Genomic DNA, 20,241 nt, shown 5'->3' with positions numbered 1-20,241 from the left:
GTTTGACTTGCCCAGCACGGCCCACCGCCGCCTGAGTCCCTTCCAAGCTCGCCATACAACCAACGGTCAAGACCGCTGACCGCTCGCTGCGAGCAATTCCTTCAAAATCGTCGCCGGGTCGGCCCGCTGTTGCTTGCGGTAGTTGCCCACATGGCGAACGAATAACGTCGCGCGCGTCACCAGGCTCTTGCCCAGCACTGGCTTGCGATCCAACTCTTCCTTGATCCGTTGAAACTGCGCCTGAATCACCGCATCGGTGTAACGCGTGCCGGTGGCCAGGTTGTCGATATAGATCGCCACCGCGCCATCCAGCGCACTGCGCCCATTGGTGATGGCCGTGGCAAACAGCTGTGCGCTGGCCTCGTCATTGGCATCGATGGCCTGCTGGCGGCTCTTCTGCAAATTGATCAGGCGGATGTTGTAGTTGTTGATGGTCTCGGCCACCAAGGCCGCAGACTGAATCAGGTTGCCGGCCGCTTCTTCGCGCTGCTGGGCGATCAGCGAGACGTTGCGCTTGAGCTCTTCGTTGACCAGGCCAAGTTCGGCTTGCAGGCGCGGGTCAACACTGGCGGCGATGATGCTGTCCAGGCGCTTGGTCGGGTCTTGGGCGTCGTCGATGGCGTCGGTCAGCGAGGCCAGGCGGCCTTCTTTCTGCCACTGGGCGAACAGCTCCTTGTAGCGCGAACGCGGCGCCGACAAGGCGCCAATCGCCACGCGAAAGCCGGTGGTTTCGTTGCTTTGTTCGGTGCCGTCGGCGGCGAACAACGGGTACTCGCGGCGCATGCCGGTAAACAGCGTGCCCTCGCCTTCCAGGTAGTTGCCGCCCTTGACCACGAAGCCGCCATAGGTGCCCTGGCGGCGCCCGGCGTGCACCAGTTGGAACGATTCCTGGACCATTTCCGCCGCGTTGCCGATCACATCGAACATGCCGATCGGGTTGGGCAATTTGGTGCCGATGGGCATCAACCGTGCAGCCTGGCCGGTGCCACCGGCGACCTGATTGAACACCGCGTAATCGGCAAGCGGGCCGTCGCTTTCATTGCCCTCGACGCGCCGTGGAAACAGCCGGCCTTCCAGGTCCTGACGGCTGACCGCCTGGCCACCGCGTGCGGCGAACTCCCACTCCACTTCGGTGGGCAGGCGTACAAAGCCCAGGCCGCCGTCGTCCGCCGAAGAACCACGACCGCTCACCGGCAGCAGCTCGCGGTGGTATTTCATCAGCCAGGCGCTGTACACCGCCGAGAAGCGCTCGGCCTCAAAGCGCGACAGCTTGACCTTGGGCAAACGCGCCGCCATGCCAGTCGGTACGTCGCACGTCGGGGCCGGCTCGCCGCTGGCCAGGGATTGCGCCTGGGACATGACCTGCGCGTATTGCCGCGCGGTGACTTCGTACTTGCCGATGAAGTAGAGCATCGGCTTGAGCGGGGTCTTGGCGTCGGTCTTGGGCATCAAGGGCGCGATGACCTTGTTCCAGTCCTTGGGCAGATCCTTGAGGGTGAACTGGCCGTTGATAAAGTCGCGGCGATAGCCGGAAATGAACGACTGCTGATAGCCCGCCTCGCCTTCACTGAACGGGTAGCCGAGGCTGATCTCGCGGTCATCCAGGGTGCCTTGGGCCAGCACGTAGGCGTAGCGGAACAGCATGTTGCCTTCGCACGGCAGCGGCAGGCTGACGTCGTCCGGCAGCGGCTTGGGGTTGTCCAGCTTGTCGCTCGCTTCATCGGCCCAGGCCACGGTGGCCAGGGTCAGCGCCACGGCGGCGCCCAGTAACTTATACATCTCTGATTCCTTCAGAAGCCTGGATACGCGCCACACGCCAACCGCCACAGGCCGCCGCCACGGCGCTGACGCCGAGGACAGCAGCCAGGGCCAGGCCGTAATGACGCGCCAACAGGTGACTGGCGTACTCGCCCGGCACCTGCACGAATAATTGGTTCAGGCCTGACTCTGCCAGGCCGTATAAAAGTCCACTCAACACCGCGGCAAACCCGGCGCTGTACAGCGCCTGCAGCACCACGAACAGCAACAGCCCTGCGGTGGAAAAACCCAACAGCCGCAGCACCGACAATTCCCGCCGCTTGCGTGCAACCGATGCCAGCGCGCCGGCAAAGATCGCAGCAAACGCGCCCGCCAAGGCCAGCCCGGCGATGATCCAGAACACGATCGACAGGTTGCGGCTCAACGACTGCACTTGGGCGATCGTCTGGGCCTGGGTCGACACCAGCAAATTCTGCCCGACGAAATACACCCGCAGCGGCTCCACATCCACCAGGCGGCGCGCATACAGACGGAACGCCGGGTAAACCCGCTGCTCACTCACGCCTGCTGCATCGCCGTCCCAGCCAAACGCCGGCACCGCGCGGCCATCACGATAATCTTCCGCCGCTTCCAGCAAGCCCAAGGGCGCAAACAATCCGTCCCGGGCGAAGGCTTCCAGCGGCAACACGTGCAGCACTTGAACCCGCGTGCGTTGCGACTCGACGCGCCCCGCCACCTGGCGACCAAAACTTGCCTCCAGCCAATCCCCGGCCTGTGCCCCGAGCTTCTCGGCGGCGGTGTGGCTCAGTACGATTTGATCCAGGCCCTTGGGCATTGGCATACCGGCCAGCAAGGGGTCGTTGGCGGCCGTCGGCAACATCTCCACCGTCACTGCGCCCAACTGCGCCGTGGCTGCAATCTGACGGGTACGCGGCAAGGCGAACGCCACGTCACGGCGCTGGCGCAGCTGCTCGACAAACTCACTGCTGAATCGACCACCGCCCAGCGGAATAATTTCCCGGGTGGCGGGGTCGTTTTCCAAACGTTCGGTCAAACTGCTAACCAGTCCATATTTCAGGCCAAATAACACCAGCAACGGCGCGATCACCGCCACCAGCGCGAGCACCGAACACACCGACAGCCACGCATCGTTGCGGTAGTCCTGCCAGGCCAGGGAAGCCACCAGTGCGATCCGCATCAGCACGCCTCCCCGAGGGTGGCGGTGACGCCGCCGTCGGTGTCGCGACGGCAGCTGATGCGCCGTACCTGCAAGCCGCTGGCCCGGGCCAAGGGTTCGTCATGGGTGGCGATCACGCAGCACGCGCTGTTGTTCCGGGCCTGGGCCAACAGCGCCTGCATCACGCGTTCGGCGTTCAACGGGTCGAGCGCAGCGGTCGGTTCATCCGCCAGCAACAGTTGTGGACCGTGGGCCAACGCCCGGGCGCAGCTGACGCGCTGACGCTGGCCGACGGACAACGCCGCAGGCTTCTTATCCAGCTGATCAGTGATTTCCAACTGCTCGGCCAACCGCGCCACGCTGCCGTCGTCCTTCAAACCCAGCAATTGCCGCGACAACGCAATGTTGCCGCGTACGTCGAGAAAGCCCAGCAGGCCGCCGGTTTGCAGCACATAACCCAAGTGCCGACTGCGCAGTTGAGCCAGCTCGCTTTGCTGATCGCCACGCCAAAGCCCGGCGATGTCGACGCGGTTGAAATCGAACTGACCGACCTGATCCGGCGCCAATACCAGCGCCAGCAAATCCAGCAGAGTGCTCTTGCCGCAGCCACTCGGCCCGACCACCGCCAACTGTTCACCCGCACGCAGTTGCAGGCCCGGAATCACCAGGCTGTAGCGCTGGGCCCCGACGCCCCGGCTCTTGTGCACTGCGCTCAAGTTCAGCATTACGGCAACGTCGACAACGGCACGCGGTACAACGCATCACCCGGCTCGGCATCGCCGAAACGGACCCAGTTCGCCACATCGTTGTGGAAGGTTTCGTAGAGGCGGATCTTCGAATCCAGCTCGTCGATAAAGTCTTCCTGCTCGGCCACGCTCAACGACAACCATAGATCCTGGGTCATGTTCAGCGACTTGCTGCGGTACGGCAGGCCTTCGAGGTATTCGCCAAGAATGCCGCCGTCCGCCAGGTTGCCGCCCTTGCGCAAGGCCTGCGGGTCGCGGCTCATGTAGGCCGAGGCGCTGGCGATTTCCTGGAAGAAATCCTTCGGTGAAGTCTGGGTTTTACGCGCCGCGTCGACGATCAGTTTCAAGGATTGCTGCAAATCGTTGAGCTGCAATTTGGTCAGCATCACGCACACCTGGAAGGCTGGCAGCGCGGTGTTGGTCAGGTCGCGGTCGGCGGTCCAGGCGCTGACCAGTTGCGGCGCCTGACTCGCGGTTTTGCGCCCGAGGAAGTCCATGTGCATCGCATAGCCAACAGCGGCCGACTTGTCTGCCAGCGTCGGCGCAGCGCTGAGCAGCGGTACCGGCTGCGGCGTATTGCTGCGCACCTGATGCACCAGGTTGGCGAACACCGTGCCGATTTCGTCGACCCGCTCGCCGAACTTGCGCACATCGCCACCCGGCACCGGCGTGTACAGGTCGCCGATCTGTGGGTTGGCGTCGGCGGTCAGCGTGCGGTACTGGGTTTCGGCGCCGCTGTGGGTTTTCTTGCCGGCGTCGGTGCGCAGGTGCAGGGCGTAGATCTTGATCTGCTTGCCCAATGCGGCCTGGCGCACTTCGGCTTCGTTCATCTGGGTGGTGGCGAACGGGTCGTTCTTGCGCAGCGCACCGGCATCGGTCACCAGCAGGATCAAGCGCCCGCCATAACCGGACCAGTCCATGCCGTCCACCGCCTGCATCACGCCGGCGAACGCATCTTCGTTGAATGAGTGACTGGAGACGGTAGACGCCTTTACCTGCCGTGCCATGTCGAGGAAGCGTTGTGGGTCGCGGCCCTGATCGAGGGTGATCAGGGTCTTGGCCACGTATTCCAGGCCGGGGGTTTTCTTGATGCTGTTGCGAAAGCCCACCAGGCCGAAGCTCACGCTGTCCAGCTCGCCACGTTCGGCGATGCGGGTTTGCAGTTCGTGGACCACGTCGCGGACCTGGTCGATATAGGGCTGCATCGAGACGGTGGTGTCGACCACCAGCACCACAGCTGTACGGAACGCGTCGGCGTTGGCATTGATCACCGGCGTTCGTCCGACAGCCTTGGCGCTGGAGTCAGGCGTGTTGCCAGGGTCGATGGAGGCGACGTTGAGCAACTGCACCGGCTGGCCGTTTTCGTCGAAGCTCTCTTTGGAATCGAAGATCGGCAGCAGGTAGAACTGGCTCTGCGGGACGGCGCTGGCGGTCGGTTCCAGGGCCAGCACTTGCTGGTTGTCCTCGCTGTTTTTCTGCACCTTGAGCAGCAGGTTTTTCGCCGCGGCAGGATCGGCCAGCAGCTTTTCCACTTCCGCGGATTGGCGCAGGAACATCACCGGCGCCCGGCCCGACCGCTCGGTGAACTTGAGCACCAGGCTCTGCTTCCAGTCGCTGACTTGCGCCGCCGGCAACCAACCGTCGCTACGCCCGTCAGTGGCGGCGCCAACACGCAACCACGGACTGCCGTCGATGTCTTTGCGCTGGTAAACGTAGAGCACCGAAAACGCCGGCAAACCTTCGCCTGGCGCCCCGCCCGCCTCGTGGGAAAGCTTGGTGCCAGGCTTGCTCAGTACGCGCTGGAACAGGGTTTTCTTGCCGGCCATCAGCAGCGGACGTTGGCCTCCGTCGACCTCCGCGACCACCGGTTGCACGGCAGGCGGCGTGACTGTCTTGGCAGCCGCAACGACCGGCGGCGCGGCGGGCGCGTCATCTTTCAACCACCAGTAACTGGCACCGCCAATCGCCAGCGCGACCGCCACGGCAACTGCCGCCAACGCCAGCACCGGCCCACGGGTTTGTTCAGACACGGCGGAGTGCTGCGTCGGCGTCACCACCGGCTGGCGCACCGGTTGCGGCTGCGGCTTGTCGGTCGGGATTTCGATGGAAACCGGCGTGAGTCCTGCCAGGTCATTCGAGACCGCAACCGGAATCGGCAGAGGTCGAATCAGCGTTGCCTCTACCTGCGTGTCCTTCGGCAACTGATCCAGCGCCGTCAGCAATGCCGCCGCATCCGGGAAACGTTCCGCCGGGTCTTTGGCCAGCAGCTTGCGCAGCACCTCCTGATAACGCCCGTGGTGCACCGGCAATTCCGGCAGCGGTTCAGTGAGGTGCGCCAGCGCAGTAGAAAGCGCATCCGTTCCGTTGTAAGGCAGCTTGCCCACCAGGATTTCGTAGAGCACCACGCCCAACGCATACAGGTCAGCGCGCCCATCAATCTCCTGGCCCCGCGCCTGTTCCGGGCTCATGTAGCTGGGCGTGCCGACGGCAAATCCGGCCTGGGTGAACTGGGTGCGATCATCCAGCGACTTGGCGATACCAAAGTCCGACAACACCGCCGTGCCATCCGCGCGGAACAGAATGTTCGCCGGTTTCACATCACGGTGCACCAGGCCTTGGGCGTGGGCATAGCCCAGCGCCGAAGCGATCTGGCGGATATACGTCAGCCCCTGCTCCGGCGTCAGGCCCGCGGCAATGCGCTCCTTGAGCGTGCCGTTGGGCAGGTATTCCATGGCCATGTAATACAACTCACCGACATTGCCGATGTCATGGATCGTCACGGTGTGCGGGTGGGACAAACGCGCCAGGGTCTTGCCTTCGCGCAGGAAGCGCTCGCAAAAGCTCGGGTCGGCCGCCAGCGCCGCCGCCATGATCTTCAACGCCACCTTGCGCTCCAGGGAACGCTGGGTCGCCAGGTACACGCTGGCCATGGCGCCAACGCCGATTTCGCCTTCGATGTCGTACCCGGGAATGATGATGTTCATGTCGACACCTTCACAACGATGGCGGTGATGTTGTCCGGCGCGCCGCGATTGAGGCCCAGGTGTACCAGGCTGCGGACGATTTCATCCGGCTCGGCATGGCTCAGCACTTCGCGAATCTCGTGGTCTTCGACGGTCTTGTTCAGGCCGTCGCTGCACAGCAGGTAACTGTCGCCGGGAGCGATCAGCAGGTCTACCGACGACAACGCCAACTGCGCTTCCACACCAATCGCGCGGGTGACGATGTTGGCCCGCGGGTGCACCCGGGCGTCGGCCTCGCTGAGCAGGCCGCTGTCTTGCAGGTCCTGCACGTAGCTGTGGTCGCGGGAGATGCCTTCCAGCAGGCCGTCCCGCAGGCGATACAGGCGGCTGTCGCCGGCCCACAAACACACGCCGCGCAAGCCTCGGGTAGCGAGCAACACCACGGTGCTGCCCATCATGGTGACGCCGCGGTGGGCGGTTTCTTCGCGTACAGCGCCGTTGACCCGCAGCAGGTCGCTGCGCAACGCCGCCGTGTATTCCTCCAGGGAGCGGCCTACGGGAATACCGCGCAGGCTGTCGACGATCAGGCTGCTGACGTAATCCCCCGCCGCGTGCCCGCCCATGCCGTCGGCCACCACCCACAAGCCGTTTTCCGGCAGGTCGAGGCAGGCGTCTTCATTGACTTGGCGAACCATGCCGACGTGGCTTTTGCTGGCGGATTTGAACGTGGACCGCATCTACACAACACCTTCTTGGCCGAGCAAAAATTGCGCAAAATCGCCGGCGGCAGGCAGGCCCTGACACCGCAATAAACCGGGGGAAATCTGTTGCGAGCCACGGCCCCACCACAGGCTGGCGCCTTCACAGGCCTGTTCGGCGAGCGCGGTCATGCGTGCTTGCGGGTCTGTGGCGTCGACGCGCTGCAAGCCGGCAAAGCGGCTGCCCACCGTGCGTGGTCGGCAGGCTGGCGTGCCGAGGCTTTCGATTCCGTCGCTGAACCCTTCGAACGTAGCGCCGGCATCCAGCGTGCTCAGCAGCAGTTCTTCCACCTGTTCAAACCAGGCGTCCGGGCCGCCGACGACGGAGGCCGGGTCGGTGTCGTGATCCAACAGCGCAGCCACGGTCAGCGGGAAATAGCGGCCCACACGGTCGATGCTCGGCATCACCACGCCCACCGCCGCGTCCGGCCCGCACACGCCCGGCGCCAACACGAAGCGCCACAGCGGGCTGACCAGGTACGCGTTCAACCAGTCAGCCCCAAGGCTGGTCTGGCTGGCGAGCAAGCCAGACGCCAGCCAACTGTCCCAAGGGCCGATAAAACTCTGCGGCAGCGCGCGGCTGACAAAGTCGCCGCGGCTGGCCAACTTGCCGTAGAAGCCCAACGTGGTCATAACCGCTCCGGCAGGCTGAAGCCGTTAAGCACGCGGTTCTTGAACGGGTTGAAGGCGCTGTTGGCCCGCAATTCGTAGGAGATGCTCGCGCCGTCGACCCGCAGGCGCAGGTTGAAGCGGTCCGGCGAATTGCCGGCGGTCAGGTCCGATTGCTCAAGCAAACGGAACCACGCCCACGGGCCATCCAGCGTCACACCGGAGCGCCCGCTGGCCGACGGCGGCATGATGGAAATACGCACCACGCCAATGCTGCCGGGGTTGGGCCACTGCATCGCAACCGGGCGACTCGGGCCGTGGTCGTAGCTCAGTTGTTGGCCGTCCAGGTCCAGCAGGAACTGGGTGATGGTCGCGTCCATCGCCACCGGTTTGAGCTCAAAGCGCACAACCGGCTGGGTACCACCGGCGCGGAAAAACGCATCACGAATGGTCGCCGCCCGCTGGAAGGTTTGCAGCACGCCCGGTGCGATGCCGAGCTTCTGCGCCGCACCCGGCTGCCAGCGCCAGGTCTGCGTGGAGGTGTCGACGTAAGGTTGCAGGTACTTGCGAAAGTAGTTGTCCATCACCCCGCCCACCCCAAAGAACTGGCCGAAGTCATCCAGGGTCGCATCCCGCGCACTGCCGGGCGACATTGGATAACGCCCGGCCAGGGACTGGCGATACACATTCACCACTTCGCTGACCCACGCCGCGTTCAGTTGATTGCGCACCCCGCCCATCATGCTGTTGGTGGTGGAGTTGACCACCGACTTGACCAGCCCCTGCACCAGCGGCGGCTGACGCTCGGCATTCAGGCTGACCCGGGTGGCCGCAGCCGCCGCCTGGTTTTTCGCTTCGCCAAGCAATGCATCGCCACTGGCACCGACCATGGCACTGACCTGCACATACAGCGCGTTCATGTCCGCCAGCAGGCCGTCGATGGCCGCCGGCTCGCCTTCGTTCTTGCTGACGATGCTGTTGAGTTCGGCGAAGTGCGCGGTCACCGGGTCTTCACTGGCGGCCGGTGCATTCGCGCTCGGCTGATCCTGGCCGAGCAGGCTGCCGAGGCGCTCCTTGAGTTTGTCCACGCCGCCTTCTACCGGCGCGCCCTTGGCGGCCAGCAGGCGTTCTTCCTGCTGCAAGTCGGTCTCCTTGGAGACCGCCACCAGCAGCTTTTTCAGCGGCGACGTCGGCCCGGAAATCACCCGCAGCACATCCGCCGCCTGGGCCACGCTGGTGATCGGCACAAAGTCGATGTCGGCCAGCAAGGCGTCCCACTGGCGTTGATAGTCCTGGAAGTACAGGCGGCGTACGTCGGCCGCGAGGCTGACCACGTTCTGTTGATCGGCCTGTTCGCGGCCCAGCACCCATTGCTCTTCAGCGAGGGTGCCGGTCTGGTTCAGGCTGGTCAGCAGGAAGCCCTGGCGATAACCCTTGGCGGTGAAGAAGCCGCTCAATGGCTCACCCAACGGCTTGCCGCTTTTGCGACTGAACACCAGCGCAGCATCGCGGCCCGCCGCTTCGTTGATGCGAAAGTCCGGCACACCTTCCGGCAGCTTCTGGCGCTTGATGCGGTCGTATACACGCTGGGCCACCGGCAGTTGTTGCAACTGCCGACGCAGGTCGTCGATCAAGCGCGGGTCGAGACGGGCGCTTGGCGGATGGCGTTCGAACAAAGCCTGCAAGTGCCCGATCAACGCCTGGCGCTGATCCGCCGGCAAGTCGCGCGGCAGGTTGCGGTCCCAGTCCAGGGCGATCCAGGCCTTGATGAAGTCCGGGTCGTAATGCTCGTTATCGGCGAGCATCAGGTAGGCCTTCAAGCCCTCGTAGAGGAAGTCGGAATTGCCGCCGCTGTGCAGTTGCTCTTCGATACGCGTCACCAAACGGGGCGCGAATACGGCGATCAACAGCTTGCGGTAGACGCTCGCAGATTCGGCTTCGAGCATGTCGCCCTGATACAGGCCCAAGCCTTCGGACCAGCTTGGCGAGTCGCCCGCCAGGTTCTTCACGGCGTTGAGCAGCGGCAATACCGCGAGCACTTCGCGTTGCGCCGGGCTCAGGCTCTGCACGGTCTGGCCCAACGGTGCGACCTTCTGGTCAACCTGGGCGATATAGGCCTGGTTGGCGCGATAGCTCACCCACCACAGGGTGCTCACCACCAGCACCAAGGCCACAGTTGCGGCCAACACGCCACGGGCAATCCACTTGCGACGGCGCTCGACCTTCGGGTTGACGCCCACCAGGCCACGCTCGGCAAACGCCACGGCGGTGAACAGTTTTTCGATGAAGTAGCTGCGCCCGGTACCGGTCTGGCGTGCCAGGTGCTGGCGGTCCAGGTTCATGCTCTGGGCCATGGCACCGATCAAGCGGTCAATCGGGCTGCCTTCCTGGGTGCCGCTGGTAAAATACACGCCGCGCAGCAATACGCGCTCTTCAAAGGCGTTGGGTTTGAACACGCCTTCGAGGAAGCCTTGCAGGCAATCCTTCAACGCGCCGAACTGCTGCGGGAAGCCGTAGATCAGGTCGCGCCGCGCCGGGTCGCGCTCCTGTTGCAGGCGTTCCACCAAGCGCTCGTTGAGGCGCTGTTCCAGGCCGGCGAATTCGCTTTGCAGATGGGCCAGCGGGCTGTCGCTGTTCTTGCCGTCGTCCAGGGCGAAGGTCATGCCCCACACCTGGGCGCGCTCTTCCTTGCTCAGGTTGTCGAAGAACTCCATGAAGCCCGGCACCAGGTCGAGCTTGGTCAGCATCAGGTAGATCGGGAAGCGCACGCCCAGTTGGGTGTACAGCTCCTGGATGCGCAGGCGGATCGCGGCGGCATGGGCGGCGCGCTCGGCGTCGCTGCCCAGCAGCAGGTCCGAGAGGCTGATGGCGATAAACGCGCCGTCAATCGGGCGCCGGGACCGCTGCTTTTTCAGCAGGTCGAGGAAGCCCAGCCAGGCGGCTTTGTCCACCGTGGAGTTGCTGTCTTGCGTGGTGTAGCGGCCAGCGGTGTCGAGCAGCACCGCCTGATCGGTAAACCACCAATCGCAATTGCGCGTGCCGCCCACGCCACGTACCGCACCGGCACCCAGCTGCGCAGCCAAGGGGAAGTGCAGCCCGGAATTGACCAGCGCGGTGGTCTTGCCCGAGCCCGGCGGGCCGATGATCACGTACCACGGCAACTCGTACAGATTGCGGCGCTCGTCACCGCCCAGCTTGGCTTTTTTCAACAGGACCAGGGCTTCGTCCATGCGCTGGCGCAGGGTCGCCAGTTCTTCGGCGGTGGCGACGCTGGCAGGGTCTGGCGGCGTCTCAGCTGCGAGGCTGCGCATCACTTGCGCGGCCTGGCGGCGGACTTGGATAATCCGAAACACGCGGTAGGCAATCCACACCGCGAACACCAGGATGATCAGCGCCCAGCGGCGCCCTTCCGGCACCAGCACATCGAGCAACGGCCCCACAAACCAGATGATCAGGCTCAAGGCGATCAGGCCCAGCAGCGGGATCACCCAGCGAATCACAAAACTGAAAAACGCCTTCACTCGACCCCCTCCGCCAATACGGTGATTTCTACCCGGCGATTGCGCGCACGGCCTTCAGCGGTGGCGTTGGTGGCCACCGGCTCGGTGTCGCTGCGGCCTTCGGCGCTGAAGCGTTCCGGCTGGCCGGTCTTGGCCGCGAGAATCTCCAGCACCGACTTGGCCCGCGCCTCGGACAGCGCCCAGTTGGACGGGAACCGCAGGGTTGCAATCGGACGGTTATCGCTGTGGCCGGTGACGCGCACCTGGCCCTTGACCTTGCGGATGGCGTCGGCGATACGCAGCATCAGCGGCTGGAAGTCGTCGACGATGCTGGAGCTGGCCGAGGCGAACAGTTCGTCGCCACGGATGGTCACTACGGAGCGGTCGACGGCATCTTCCACTGCTACACGACCGGCCTTGATGTCTTCGACGAGGAAGCCCGCCAGGCGTGGCCGCTCGATGATTTTCGGCTGTGCAACCTGACGGTCGATGGCCTGCACCGGGATTTCACCCAGGGCATGAATATTCTTGAACACCGGCTCGGCATCCGACGCCAGCTTCATCCGCAGCCCGAACAGCAACGCCAACAGCAGCGCCACGCCGATGGCCACGGCGATCCACGGCGGCATGAATTGCGCCAGGCGATCACGGGCCACGGCCACGCCGCGCCAATGGGGCGACAGCTCGCGCTCATGCTCGCCGCGCGCACTGCGAATCGCCGCAGCAGTGCGCTCACGCAAGGCTTCCAACTGGCTACGACCGTCGTTCATCACGCGGTAGCGACCTTCGAAACCCAGGCACAGGCACAGGTACAACAGCTCCAGCAGGTACAGGCGTTCGCGCGGGCTTTGCAGGCAGTGATCCAGCAACTGGAAGACCTTTTCGCCGCCCCAGGCTTCGTTGTGCACGGTGATCAACAAGCTCTGTTTGCCCCAGTCACTGGCGCTGCCCCACGGCGTACTCAGCACGGCTTCATCGAGGGCGGTGCACAGCGCGTAACGCGCCAGCAGCACATCGTTGCGGGCCACGCCGGACGCCTCGGCACGCTCTTCAAACTGGCGCAGGTAGGCCAGCAACTGCGCGCGCAGGCTCGACGGCGCCGGGTGCGCGATCGTATTGCGCAAGCGTGTAAGCAACGACAGCAAAGGGCCGGCGGCGCTTTCCAGCGGGTTCAGGCCTTGGGCCTTGCCGGTCAGAATTGGCGCGGCAGGCATCGACAGCGGTGCAGGTTCTGCGCGAACCGGCTCCGGCGCGCGGCCGCCCGGGCGCGGCATGAACTGGGTGCGGTCATCGTCATTGGGATGCATCGCGGATTATCCTCGGATGGCCCAGAAAGCCAGGTTCAACCCCGGGAACTGGCCGGCGATGTGAAACGCAAAACCACCGGAATTACTCAGTTGCTGCCAGTGCTCACTGCCCCGGTCCAGCTCGTAATAAGTGCTGCCTGCGTGGTACGGAATCTGCCGTGGCGCCACCGGCAGCGGCAGCAGGCCGATGCCCGGCAGTTGCAGGTTGACCAGGTCGCGGATGTGTTCCACCGAGCCGACTTTGCTTTGCTGGCCGAAGCGCGCGCGCAGGGTTTCGCCCGGCACATCGGCGCGTACCACCAGGATGAAACTGGCGCTGTCGATCAGGGTTTTGTCGGCCAGCATTGCCACGTGCACGCCGTAGGCTTTTTCGACAATCGGGATCGGCGTGGCCTTGCTGTCGATCAGCATCGACAGCGCCTCGCGCAGCGCCTGCATCACCGGGATGAAGCTCAGGGCCAGGTCGTCGTGCTGGTATTGCGGGTATTCCTGGGGGCGGCGGCCGGCGGTGGAGAACGTCGAGAACTCGCCCGCCAGGCTCACCAGTTCGCTGAAAAACCGCTCCGGGTGCAGCGGGCTCAACTGGCTCAGGTGCTGGATCAGCGGCTGGGCTCGGTTGACCAGTTGCAGCAGCATGAAGTCGGCAATCTCTGAAGCACCACCGGCGCCCGAGGCCACCACGCGACCGGCCAACGCCTCGCCGCGCTGGTGCAGCAGGCCCAGCAGTTCGCTGCGAAACGCGGTCAGCGGTTTGCTGGCGGTCACATCGAGTACCGGCGGGATGTAGCTGTCGTCGAGCACCAGGGCGCGGTCGGCGCGTTTTTCCTTGATGCGCACCAGGCCAATGGCCGCGTAATCGCTGATGCCATCCTGGGCCGTCAACAAGCGCAAGGCGCGGGAGCCAACAGCCACGGGCGCACGGTTTTCGAAGGGTGCGTTGTCGTCGCGTACTTCGCGCACCTGGCTGACGTAGCGCGCCGCTTCCAGCGCTTCGCCTTCATCGACGGTGTCACGGGCGCCGGCCCGTTTGAGGGGCAACGCCAGGTACACCAGGCCATCGCGCAGGTTGTCGTCGATGTTCAGCGGGCTCGGCGCCAGGTCATCCTGGGGGATATTGAACGGCGTGCCGTCGGGCAACAAACCGCGCGCCGAGACAATCGCCAGCTTGCCCTGGGCCAGCAGGCCCTGGTCGATCAACAATTCGGAGAAGCCCCAGGCCCCTGCCGACAACGGGCGGCTGCGCGCATCGATCAGGTTTTCCAGGTAACGGTCATGCTGCTGGAAGTGCTGCGTTCCGATGAACATGCCTTCCGACCAGACCACGCGATTGTTCCAGGACATGGGGGCTCCGATTCTTATTGGGCAGGGCTGGATGGGGGAACCACGACATCGGCACGCACCGCATGCACATCGAGGCTGATCTGGTATTCGGTGTATTGGCGCGCAGGCACGCTGAGCACCGTGCGCCACTCGGCGCGGTCCAGCTCGCGATAGCCCACCAGCAGGCCGATCTGGCGAGTGGACGGGTCGAGGTTGCGCTGGACGCTCAATTGCTGGCCGGGCTGGATCACCACTTCGTCCTGGTCGAGCAGGTCGAGGCCGAGGGTCGACTGGGCGCGATCGGCCAAGGCGAAGTAATCGGAACGGCTGAAGGTGGCGGCGTTTTTCAGTTCGAAAATCCGCACGCGTACCGGGGCTGCCTGGCCATTGGCGCCGGGGTTGAGCCCGGAGATGGCGTGAAAATGCAGCTCGACGGCGGCGGTGTCTGCCTCAGCCTCGGGGGCCTCGGGTTTGGCCGCATCCTTGGCACACGCCGTCAGCAGAAGCGCTGCGGCGGCTGCGAGTAAAAACCTGGGAATCATCCTGCGTCCTCAATGACGTACTTAGCTATCCGTTGTTCCGTGTACTGCGTTTTTAGCGGCGCTGTCGGGTGCTGTGCTCTTCGTAGGCGCGGCTGAATTCACGCCCGAACAGGTCCTGGAAATCTTCCTGGGCCTCGCGGGAAATATTGCTGTAGAGCTCGGTGAACTGCTGCCAGTACTGGGCCTGGCGCGAACCGTTGAAGATGCTCGACAGCCCGCCGGGCTTGCCCATGCGCTCTTCGAGCTGCGCCGGTTCAAAGCGCGTCAGCAGGTGTTTGATGGCAGCCTCGACCCCGGCCATGACGGCCAGTTGGTGCGCCCGCAGATCGTCGAAACTGTCGCGTACGGCCAAGTCCGGCGCCATAAACGCCTGGTTGCTGTGGCGTAGTAGCAGCAGTAACGCTTCGTCGGCATTCGGGGCGAATTTCAACGGATTGTTTTCCACCGGTTGGATCACCGTCTGCTGCATGCGGAACTCGCCCTTGAGGCTCGCGCGAGCACGCAACACGTCGATCAAACCTTCGACCATCAGCCGGTAGCTGCGCCCGATGCTTTCCATCTGGGCTTCGGCCTGGGCCTTGTCCAGGCGCAACTGATCGAGGCCGGCACCGCGCAGGAAGGCTTGCAGCAAATCGGGTTGGTTGGCGTCGACCACGGGGAGCGGTTGCTCGACCTTGGGTGGCTCGATGATCGGTGGCGGTGGCGGTGGCGCAACAGGCTTGGGCGCAGGGGCATCGCCGAACAAATCCCAGTCTTCGGGAATCACTGAGCCCGAGACCGCCGGCGCAGGCGGTTCAACCACGGGCAGCGGCGTCGGCGGGCGGAAGTCGTGTTGTTCGGCCGGCACGTGATCGTGCACGGTGGCCGGCGGTACGCTGGTGGGTGCGAGGAAGTCGAACAGGTCCGGCAGGGTGTCCATCGACGAGGCGCCCTGGAACTGCGGCGCGATGACCGGCTGCGGCGTCGGGGCCTTCACGGCGGCGCCCATCAGGGCTTCGAAGCTGTTGGATGAGTCGCCGGCGAAAACCTGGTTGTCTGTCACTTTCAGGTTGAAATCGATGCGCGCCTGGATTTCGTAATCACCGATGCGGATCAGTTCGCCGTCTTGTAATGGCTCACTGTTTCCCCGGCGCAAACGAATACCGGCGTTGACTAATTCGACACCGTTGGTGCTGTTATCGGTTAAATAATAACGCCCCTCTTTGTATTGAATAACGCAATGCTGCGTAGAAACCAGGCGCTCGGGATCAGGCAATATCCAGTCATTTTCGGAACCGCGGCCAATAGCCATCACCCCCTGATCCATGGACTTTTCAGAACACTGGCCAGGGGTAATCTTGTGATAACTAGTGATAGTCAAGCACAGCGACATCTTGCCTCCTTGCTGATACTTCGCGCGCGGCCATTCCCTGGGAGAGGTGCTCCCGAGGGATCCACGACAGATCCTTCCAATACCTTGAAAGCCTGCTTCAACCCGCGTAATTGCTGATCTTAACCGGCCTCTATGACAAAAATCCTGCCTCGGCATCCGCTTCGACTGATCAGTCGCACAAGATGTTAAGCACCGCACATCTGTCATAGAGGGCGAATAGCTTACCTTGACAAGGCATAAGTACTACACCAAAAATGCACAACTTCTTGAACACCAATGATGGCACTTTGAAATCGAAACGATGTCAGAGCGCTTAATATGACCAAGAAAACATGCAAAGTTCCTCGCGCAACTAATGCATGAATTGCCCGTCATCTTACGGGCTGATAGGGAGATCGAATTTAGTGGATGTGCCTCTGCTGCTCGCCGCCGTTTCCGCGAATTCGCCTTGTGGCGAAGACCTGGAATATGACGCCGATTATTTGCATCTTGAGCGTGCCGCACAGGGTCAACCCGAGCGCAGCATGGGCGACTCGATCCTGCCTGCCGAACCTCCGGAATGGCGCAGCATCCAGCAGCAAAGCCTCGACCTCCTGCAACGCAGCAAAGACCTGCGCATCACCCATTTCCTGTTGCAAAGCGCCCTCGCCCTCCAGGGCATTGCCGGGCTTGCCGACGCGCTCACGCTGATCAACGCGCTGCTGCGCGAATACTGGGCCGACCTGCATCCGCGCCTGGATGCCGATGACGACAACGACCCCACCGTACGCATCAATGCCCTCAGCGGCCTGACCAGCGACACCACCATTCGCCTGCTGCGCGAAAGCATCCTCACCCGCTCACGCACCTTCGGCCCCGTCAGCCTGCGCGCCGCGCTGAATGCCAGCGGGCTGCAAAGTTTCCCCGGCGAAAACCTCGGTGCCGAACAGCTCAACGGCGCGTTCCTCGACAGCGACGCCGAGCAACTGCAAGCCACCCGCGACGCGCTGAACGCCGCCCGCGCGGCCTGCGAAGCCATCGAACAACACGTCAGCGACCAGGTCGGTTCCGCCCAGGGCGTGGACCTCGGCCCCTTGAAGCAACCGCTCAAGCAGGCCGTGCAGATACTCAATCAATACGCCCCACACAGTGGCGCCGCCAGCGAGCCCGAGGTTGTCAGTGACGACAATGCCCCCTCGGTTGAATACGCCGCGGCGCCCGCTGCAGCACGCCCCAGCGGCGACATCGCGAGCCGCGATGAAGTGCTGCGCAGCCTCGACAAGATCCTTGCGTACTACACCCGGCACGAGCCCTCGAGCCCGCTGCCGGTGCTGTTGAACCGGGCGAAGAATCTGGTGCACGCCGACTTTGCGGCCATCGTGCGCAACCTGATTCCCGACGGCATGTCCCAATTTGAAAATCTGCGCGGGCCCGACAGCGAATAAGCGTACGGATCGCGCAGTTACAACACCGTCGCTCAAGCGACCAGGAGCAGCAACGTGGCGAAGCAAAGTTCTCAGAAATTCATCGCGCGCAACCGTGCGCCTCGGGTGCAGATCGAGTACGACGTCGAGCTCTACGGCGCCGAGAAAAAGGTCCAGCTGCCCTTTGTCATGGGCGTGATGGCCGACCTCGCCGGCAAGCCCGCCGAGCCTCTGGCGGCTGTGGCCGACCGCAAGTTCCTTGAAGTGGACGTCGACAACTTCGACTCGCGCCTTAAGGCCATGCAGCCACGCGTCGCGTTCCACGTGCCCAATGAGCTGACCGGCGAGGGCAACCTGAGCCTGGATATCACCTTCGAAAGCATGGACGACTTCAGCCCCGCCGCCGTGGCGCGCAAGGTCGACTCGCTGAACAAGCTGCTCGAAGCCCGCACCCAACTGGCCAACCTGCTGACCTACATGGACGGCAAGACCGGCGCTGAAGAAATCATCATGAAAGCGATCAAGGACCCGGCATTGCTGCAGGCCCTTGCGAGCGCGCCGAAGCCGGCAGGGGACCAGTAATCATGACCGAGAATACCGCCCGCGAAGGCGCCCAGAACCTGGGCGCTACCGAAGAAACCAGCGAGTTCGCGTCGCTGCTGCTGCAAGAATTCAAACCCAAGACCGAGCGTGCCCGCGAAGCCGTGGAAACGGCCGTGCGTACCCTGGCCGAGCAGGCTCTGGCCCAGACCGACCTGGTGTCCAACGACGCCATCAAGTCGATCGAGTCGATCATCGCCGCCATCGACGCCAAGCTCACCGCCCAGGTCAACCAGATCATCCATCACCAGGATTTCCAGCAACTGGAAAGCGCCTGGCGTGGCCTGCACTACCTGGTGAACAACACCGAGAGCGATGAGCAGCTGAAGATTCGCGTGCTCAACATCTCAAAGCCCGAGCTGCACAAGACCCTGAAGAAATTCAAGGGTACCGCGTGGGACCAGAGCCCGATCTTCAAGAAGATGTACGAAGAAGAATACGGCCAGTTTGGCGGCGAACCTTACGGCTGCCTGGTGGGCGATTACTACTTCGACCAGTCGCCCCCCGATGTGGAGTTGCTGGGCGAGCTGTCGAAAGTCTGCGCCGCGATGCACGCACCGTTCATTGCCGCTGCCTCGCCAACCGTAATGGGCATGGGCTCGTGGCAGGAACTGTCAAACCCGCGTGACCTGACCAAGATCTTCACCACCCCGGAATACGCCGGCTGGCGCTCCCTGCGTGAATCGGAAGACTCGCGCTACATCGGCCTGACCATGCCGCGCTTCCTGGCGCGCCTGCCGTACGGCGCCAAGACCGACCCGGTGGAAGCCTTCGCCTTCGAAGAAAACACCGACGGCGCCGACAGCTCCAAGTACACCTGGGCCAACGCCGCGTACGCGATGGCGGTGAACATCAACCGTTCGTTCAAACACTTCGGCTGGTGCTCGCGCATCCGGGGCGTGGAGTCTGGCGGTGAAGTCGAGAACCTGCCGGCCCACACCTTCCCCACCGATGACGGCGGTGTGGACATGAAGTGCCCGACCGAAATCGCCATCAGCGACCGCCGTGAAGCGGAACTGGCGAAGAACGGTTTCATGCCGCTGCTGCACAAGAAAAACACCGACTTCGCCGCCTTCATCGGCGCCCAGTCGTTGCAGAAACCGGCCGAATACGATGACCCGGACGCCACCGCCAATGCCAACCTGGCCGCGCGCCTGCCGTACCTGTTCGCCACGTGCCGTTTCGCGCATTACTTGAAGTGCATCGTGCGCGACAAGATCGGTTCCTTCAAAGAGAAGGACGAGATGCAGCGCTGGTTGCAGGACTGGATCCTCAACTACGTCGACGGTGACCCGGCGCACTCCACCGAAACCACCAAGGCCCAGCACCCGTTGGCTGCTGCCGAAGTGATCGTGGAAGACGTTGAAGGCAACCCGGGGTACTACAACTCCAAGTTCTACCTGCGCCCGCACTACCAGCTTGAAGGGCTGACCGTGTCGTTGCGCCTGGTATCGAAACTGCCTTCGGCGAAAGGCGCGTAAAAAATCGGAACTGGTTCGCTCCCTGTAGGAGCGAGCTTGCTCGCGAAAAACTTGAAGGCGCTGCGTTCATCCAGGGTGCCAGCGTCATCGTTGACGACCTTCGCGAGCAAGCTCGCTCCTACAGGGGTCGGCGGCGTTAATAAATTCTGTGGCTGAGACCACACAGGGAGAAAACATGGCTGTTGATATTTTCATCAAGATCGGCGACATCAAGGGCGAGTCCATGGACAAGGCCCACAAGGACGAAATCGATGTATTGAACTGGAGCTGGGGCATGGCCCAGTCCGGCAACATGCACGTTGGCGGCGGCGGCGGCGCGGGCAAGGTGAACATCCAGGACCTGTCGCTGACCAAGTACGTCGACAAGGCTTCGCCGAACCTGATGATGCACTGCGCCAGCGGCAAGCACATCGACAAGGTCAAGCTGACCGTGCGCAAGGCCGGCGGTGAAAGCCAGGTCGAGTACATGATCATCAACCTGGAAGAAGTGCTGGTCACCTCCCTGAGCACCGGTGGTTCGGGCAGCGATGACCGCCTGACCGAAAACGTCACCCTGAACTTTGCCCAGGTGATGGTGGACTACCAGCCACAGAAAGCCGACGGCACCAAAGACGGCGGCGCGATCAAGTTTGGCTGGAACATCCGCTCCAACACCAAACGCTGATCGCCCCTGTAGCCGCCGCTTTCGGTGGCGGCTGCAAGCCC

At 63.5% G+C, this 20,241-nt stretch carries 15 protein-coding genes; 4 read left to right on the top strand and 11 right to left on the bottom strand.

Annotated elements, in window-relative coordinates:
• Positions 1-66 precede the first annotated feature (66 nt).
• The 11 genes from CEC48_RS01050 to tagH are packed head-to-tail and all read right to left on the bottom strand — an operon-like array spanning position 67 to position 16,052.
• Positions 67-1,779 (bottom strand): SUMF1/EgtB/PvdO family nonheme iron enzyme, encoded by a 1,713-nt coding sequence (locus CEC48_RS01050; RefSeq protein WP_088422052.1) that lies wholly within the window; start codon positions 1,777-1,779, stop codon positions 67-69.
• Entirely contained in the window at positions 1,772-2,956 is a 1,185-nt protein-coding gene (locus CEC48_RS01045) for an ABC transporter permease (protein WP_088422051.1), read from the bottom strand. The genes CEC48_RS01050 and CEC48_RS01045 overlap by 8 nt, the downstream gene beginning before the upstream one ends.
• On the bottom strand, positions 2,956-3,660 hold the full coding sequence (locus tag CEC48_RS01040) for an ABC transporter ATP-binding protein (RefSeq protein ID WP_088422050.1): 705 nt from the start codon (positions 3,658-3,660) through the stop codon (positions 2,956-2,958). Before CEC48_RS01040 ends, CEC48_RS01045 begins: the two co-directional genes overlap by 1 nt.
• Positions 3,660-6,665 carry a serine/threonine-protein kinase gene (locus CEC48_RS01035; RefSeq protein WP_088422049.1) on the bottom strand — a complete coding sequence of 1,002 codons (3,006 nt, stop codon included), beginning with the start codon at positions 6,663-6,665 and terminating at the stop codon, positions 3,660-3,662. The genes CEC48_RS01040 and CEC48_RS01035 overlap by 1 nt, the downstream gene beginning before the upstream one ends.
• On the bottom strand, positions 6,662-7,381 hold the full coding sequence (locus CEC48_RS01030) for a PP2C family serine/threonine-protein phosphatase (protein ID WP_088422048.1): 720 nt from the start codon (positions 7,379-7,381) through the stop codon (positions 6,662-6,664). Before CEC48_RS01030 ends, CEC48_RS01035 begins: the two co-directional genes overlap by 4 nt.
• Complete coding sequence (gene tagF, locus CEC48_RS01025; RefSeq protein WP_088422047.1) at positions 7,382-8,035, bottom strand: type VI secretion system-associated protein TagF; 654 nt, start codon at positions 8,033-8,035, stop codon at positions 7,382-7,384.
• The gene (tssM, locus tag CEC48_RS01020) at positions 8,032-11,532 is read right to left on the bottom strand and encodes a type VI secretion system membrane subunit TssM (RefSeq protein ID WP_088422046.1); all 3,501 of its coding nucleotides are present in this window, start codon (positions 11,530-11,532) and stop codon (positions 8,032-8,034) included. Before tssM ends, tagF begins: the two co-directional genes overlap by 4 nt.
• Positions 11,529-12,818, bottom strand: coding sequence for a DotU family type VI secretion system protein (locus CEC48_RS01015; RefSeq protein WP_088422045.1), 1,290 nt, complete (start codon positions 12,816-12,818; stop codon positions 11,529-11,531). The genes tssM and CEC48_RS01015 overlap by 4 nt, the downstream gene beginning before the upstream one ends.
• Positions 12,819-12,824: 6 nt before the next feature.
• Positions 12,825-14,159, bottom strand: a complete 1,335-nt coding sequence (gene tssK / locus CEC48_RS01010; RefSeq protein WP_088422044.1) for a type VI secretion system baseplate subunit TssK — start codon at positions 14,157-14,159, stop codon at positions 12,825-12,827.
• 14 nt (positions 14,160-14,173) lie between these two features.
• Positions 14,174-14,680, bottom strand: coding sequence for a type VI secretion system lipoprotein TssJ (gene tssJ / locus CEC48_RS01005; protein ID WP_088422043.1), 507 nt, complete (start codon positions 14,678-14,680; stop codon positions 14,174-14,176).
• A 52-nt stretch (positions 14,681-14,732) separates the two neighbouring features.
• Positions 14,733-16,052, bottom strand: coding sequence for a type VI secretion system-associated FHA domain protein TagH (gene tagH / locus CEC48_RS01000; RefSeq protein ID WP_088422042.1), 1,320 nt, complete (start codon positions 16,050-16,052; stop codon positions 14,733-14,735).
• Between the two features lie 404 nt (positions 16,053-16,456).
• On the opposite strand from tagH, the gene tssA reads away from it, so the two are divergent.
• The 4 genes from tssA (at position 16,457) to CEC48_RS00975 (ending at position 20,200) form a co-directional block, all read left to right on the top strand.
• Positions 16,457-17,476, top strand: a complete 1,020-nt coding sequence (gene tssA, locus CEC48_RS00995) for a type VI secretion system protein TssA (RefSeq protein WP_088422041.1) — start codon at positions 16,457-16,459, stop codon at positions 17,474-17,476.
• Between the two features lie 54 nt (positions 17,477-17,530).
• Positions 17,531-18,037, top strand: a complete 507-nt coding sequence (tssB, locus tag CEC48_RS00990) for a type VI secretion system contractile sheath small subunit (RefSeq protein WP_088422040.1) — start codon at positions 17,531-17,533, stop codon at positions 18,035-18,037.
• Positions 18,038-18,039: 2 nt separating this feature from the next.
• Positions 18,040-19,536: a type VI secretion system contractile sheath large subunit gene (gene tssC / locus CEC48_RS00985; RefSeq protein WP_088422039.1), complete on the top strand. Its 1,497-nt coding sequence runs from the start codon at positions 18,040-18,042 to the stop codon at positions 19,534-19,536.
• Between the two features lie 175 nt (positions 19,537-19,711).
• The gene (locus tag CEC48_RS00975) at positions 19,712-20,200 is read left to right on the top strand and encodes a type VI secretion system tube protein Hcp (protein ID WP_088422037.1); all 489 of its coding nucleotides are present in this window, start codon (positions 19,712-19,714) and stop codon (positions 20,198-20,200) included.
• The last annotated feature ends 41 nt before the right edge of the window (positions 20,201-20,241 follow it).

Origin of the sequence: Pseudomonas sp. K2I15 (genome assembly GCF_002204795.1) — a bacterium.
Lineage (GTDB): Bacteria > Pseudomonadota > Gammaproteobacteria > Pseudomonadales > Pseudomonadaceae > Aquipseudomonas.
The sequence above is the reverse complement of the archived record's forward strand: the minus strand, read 5'-3'. Positions and strand labels throughout refer to the sequence as shown.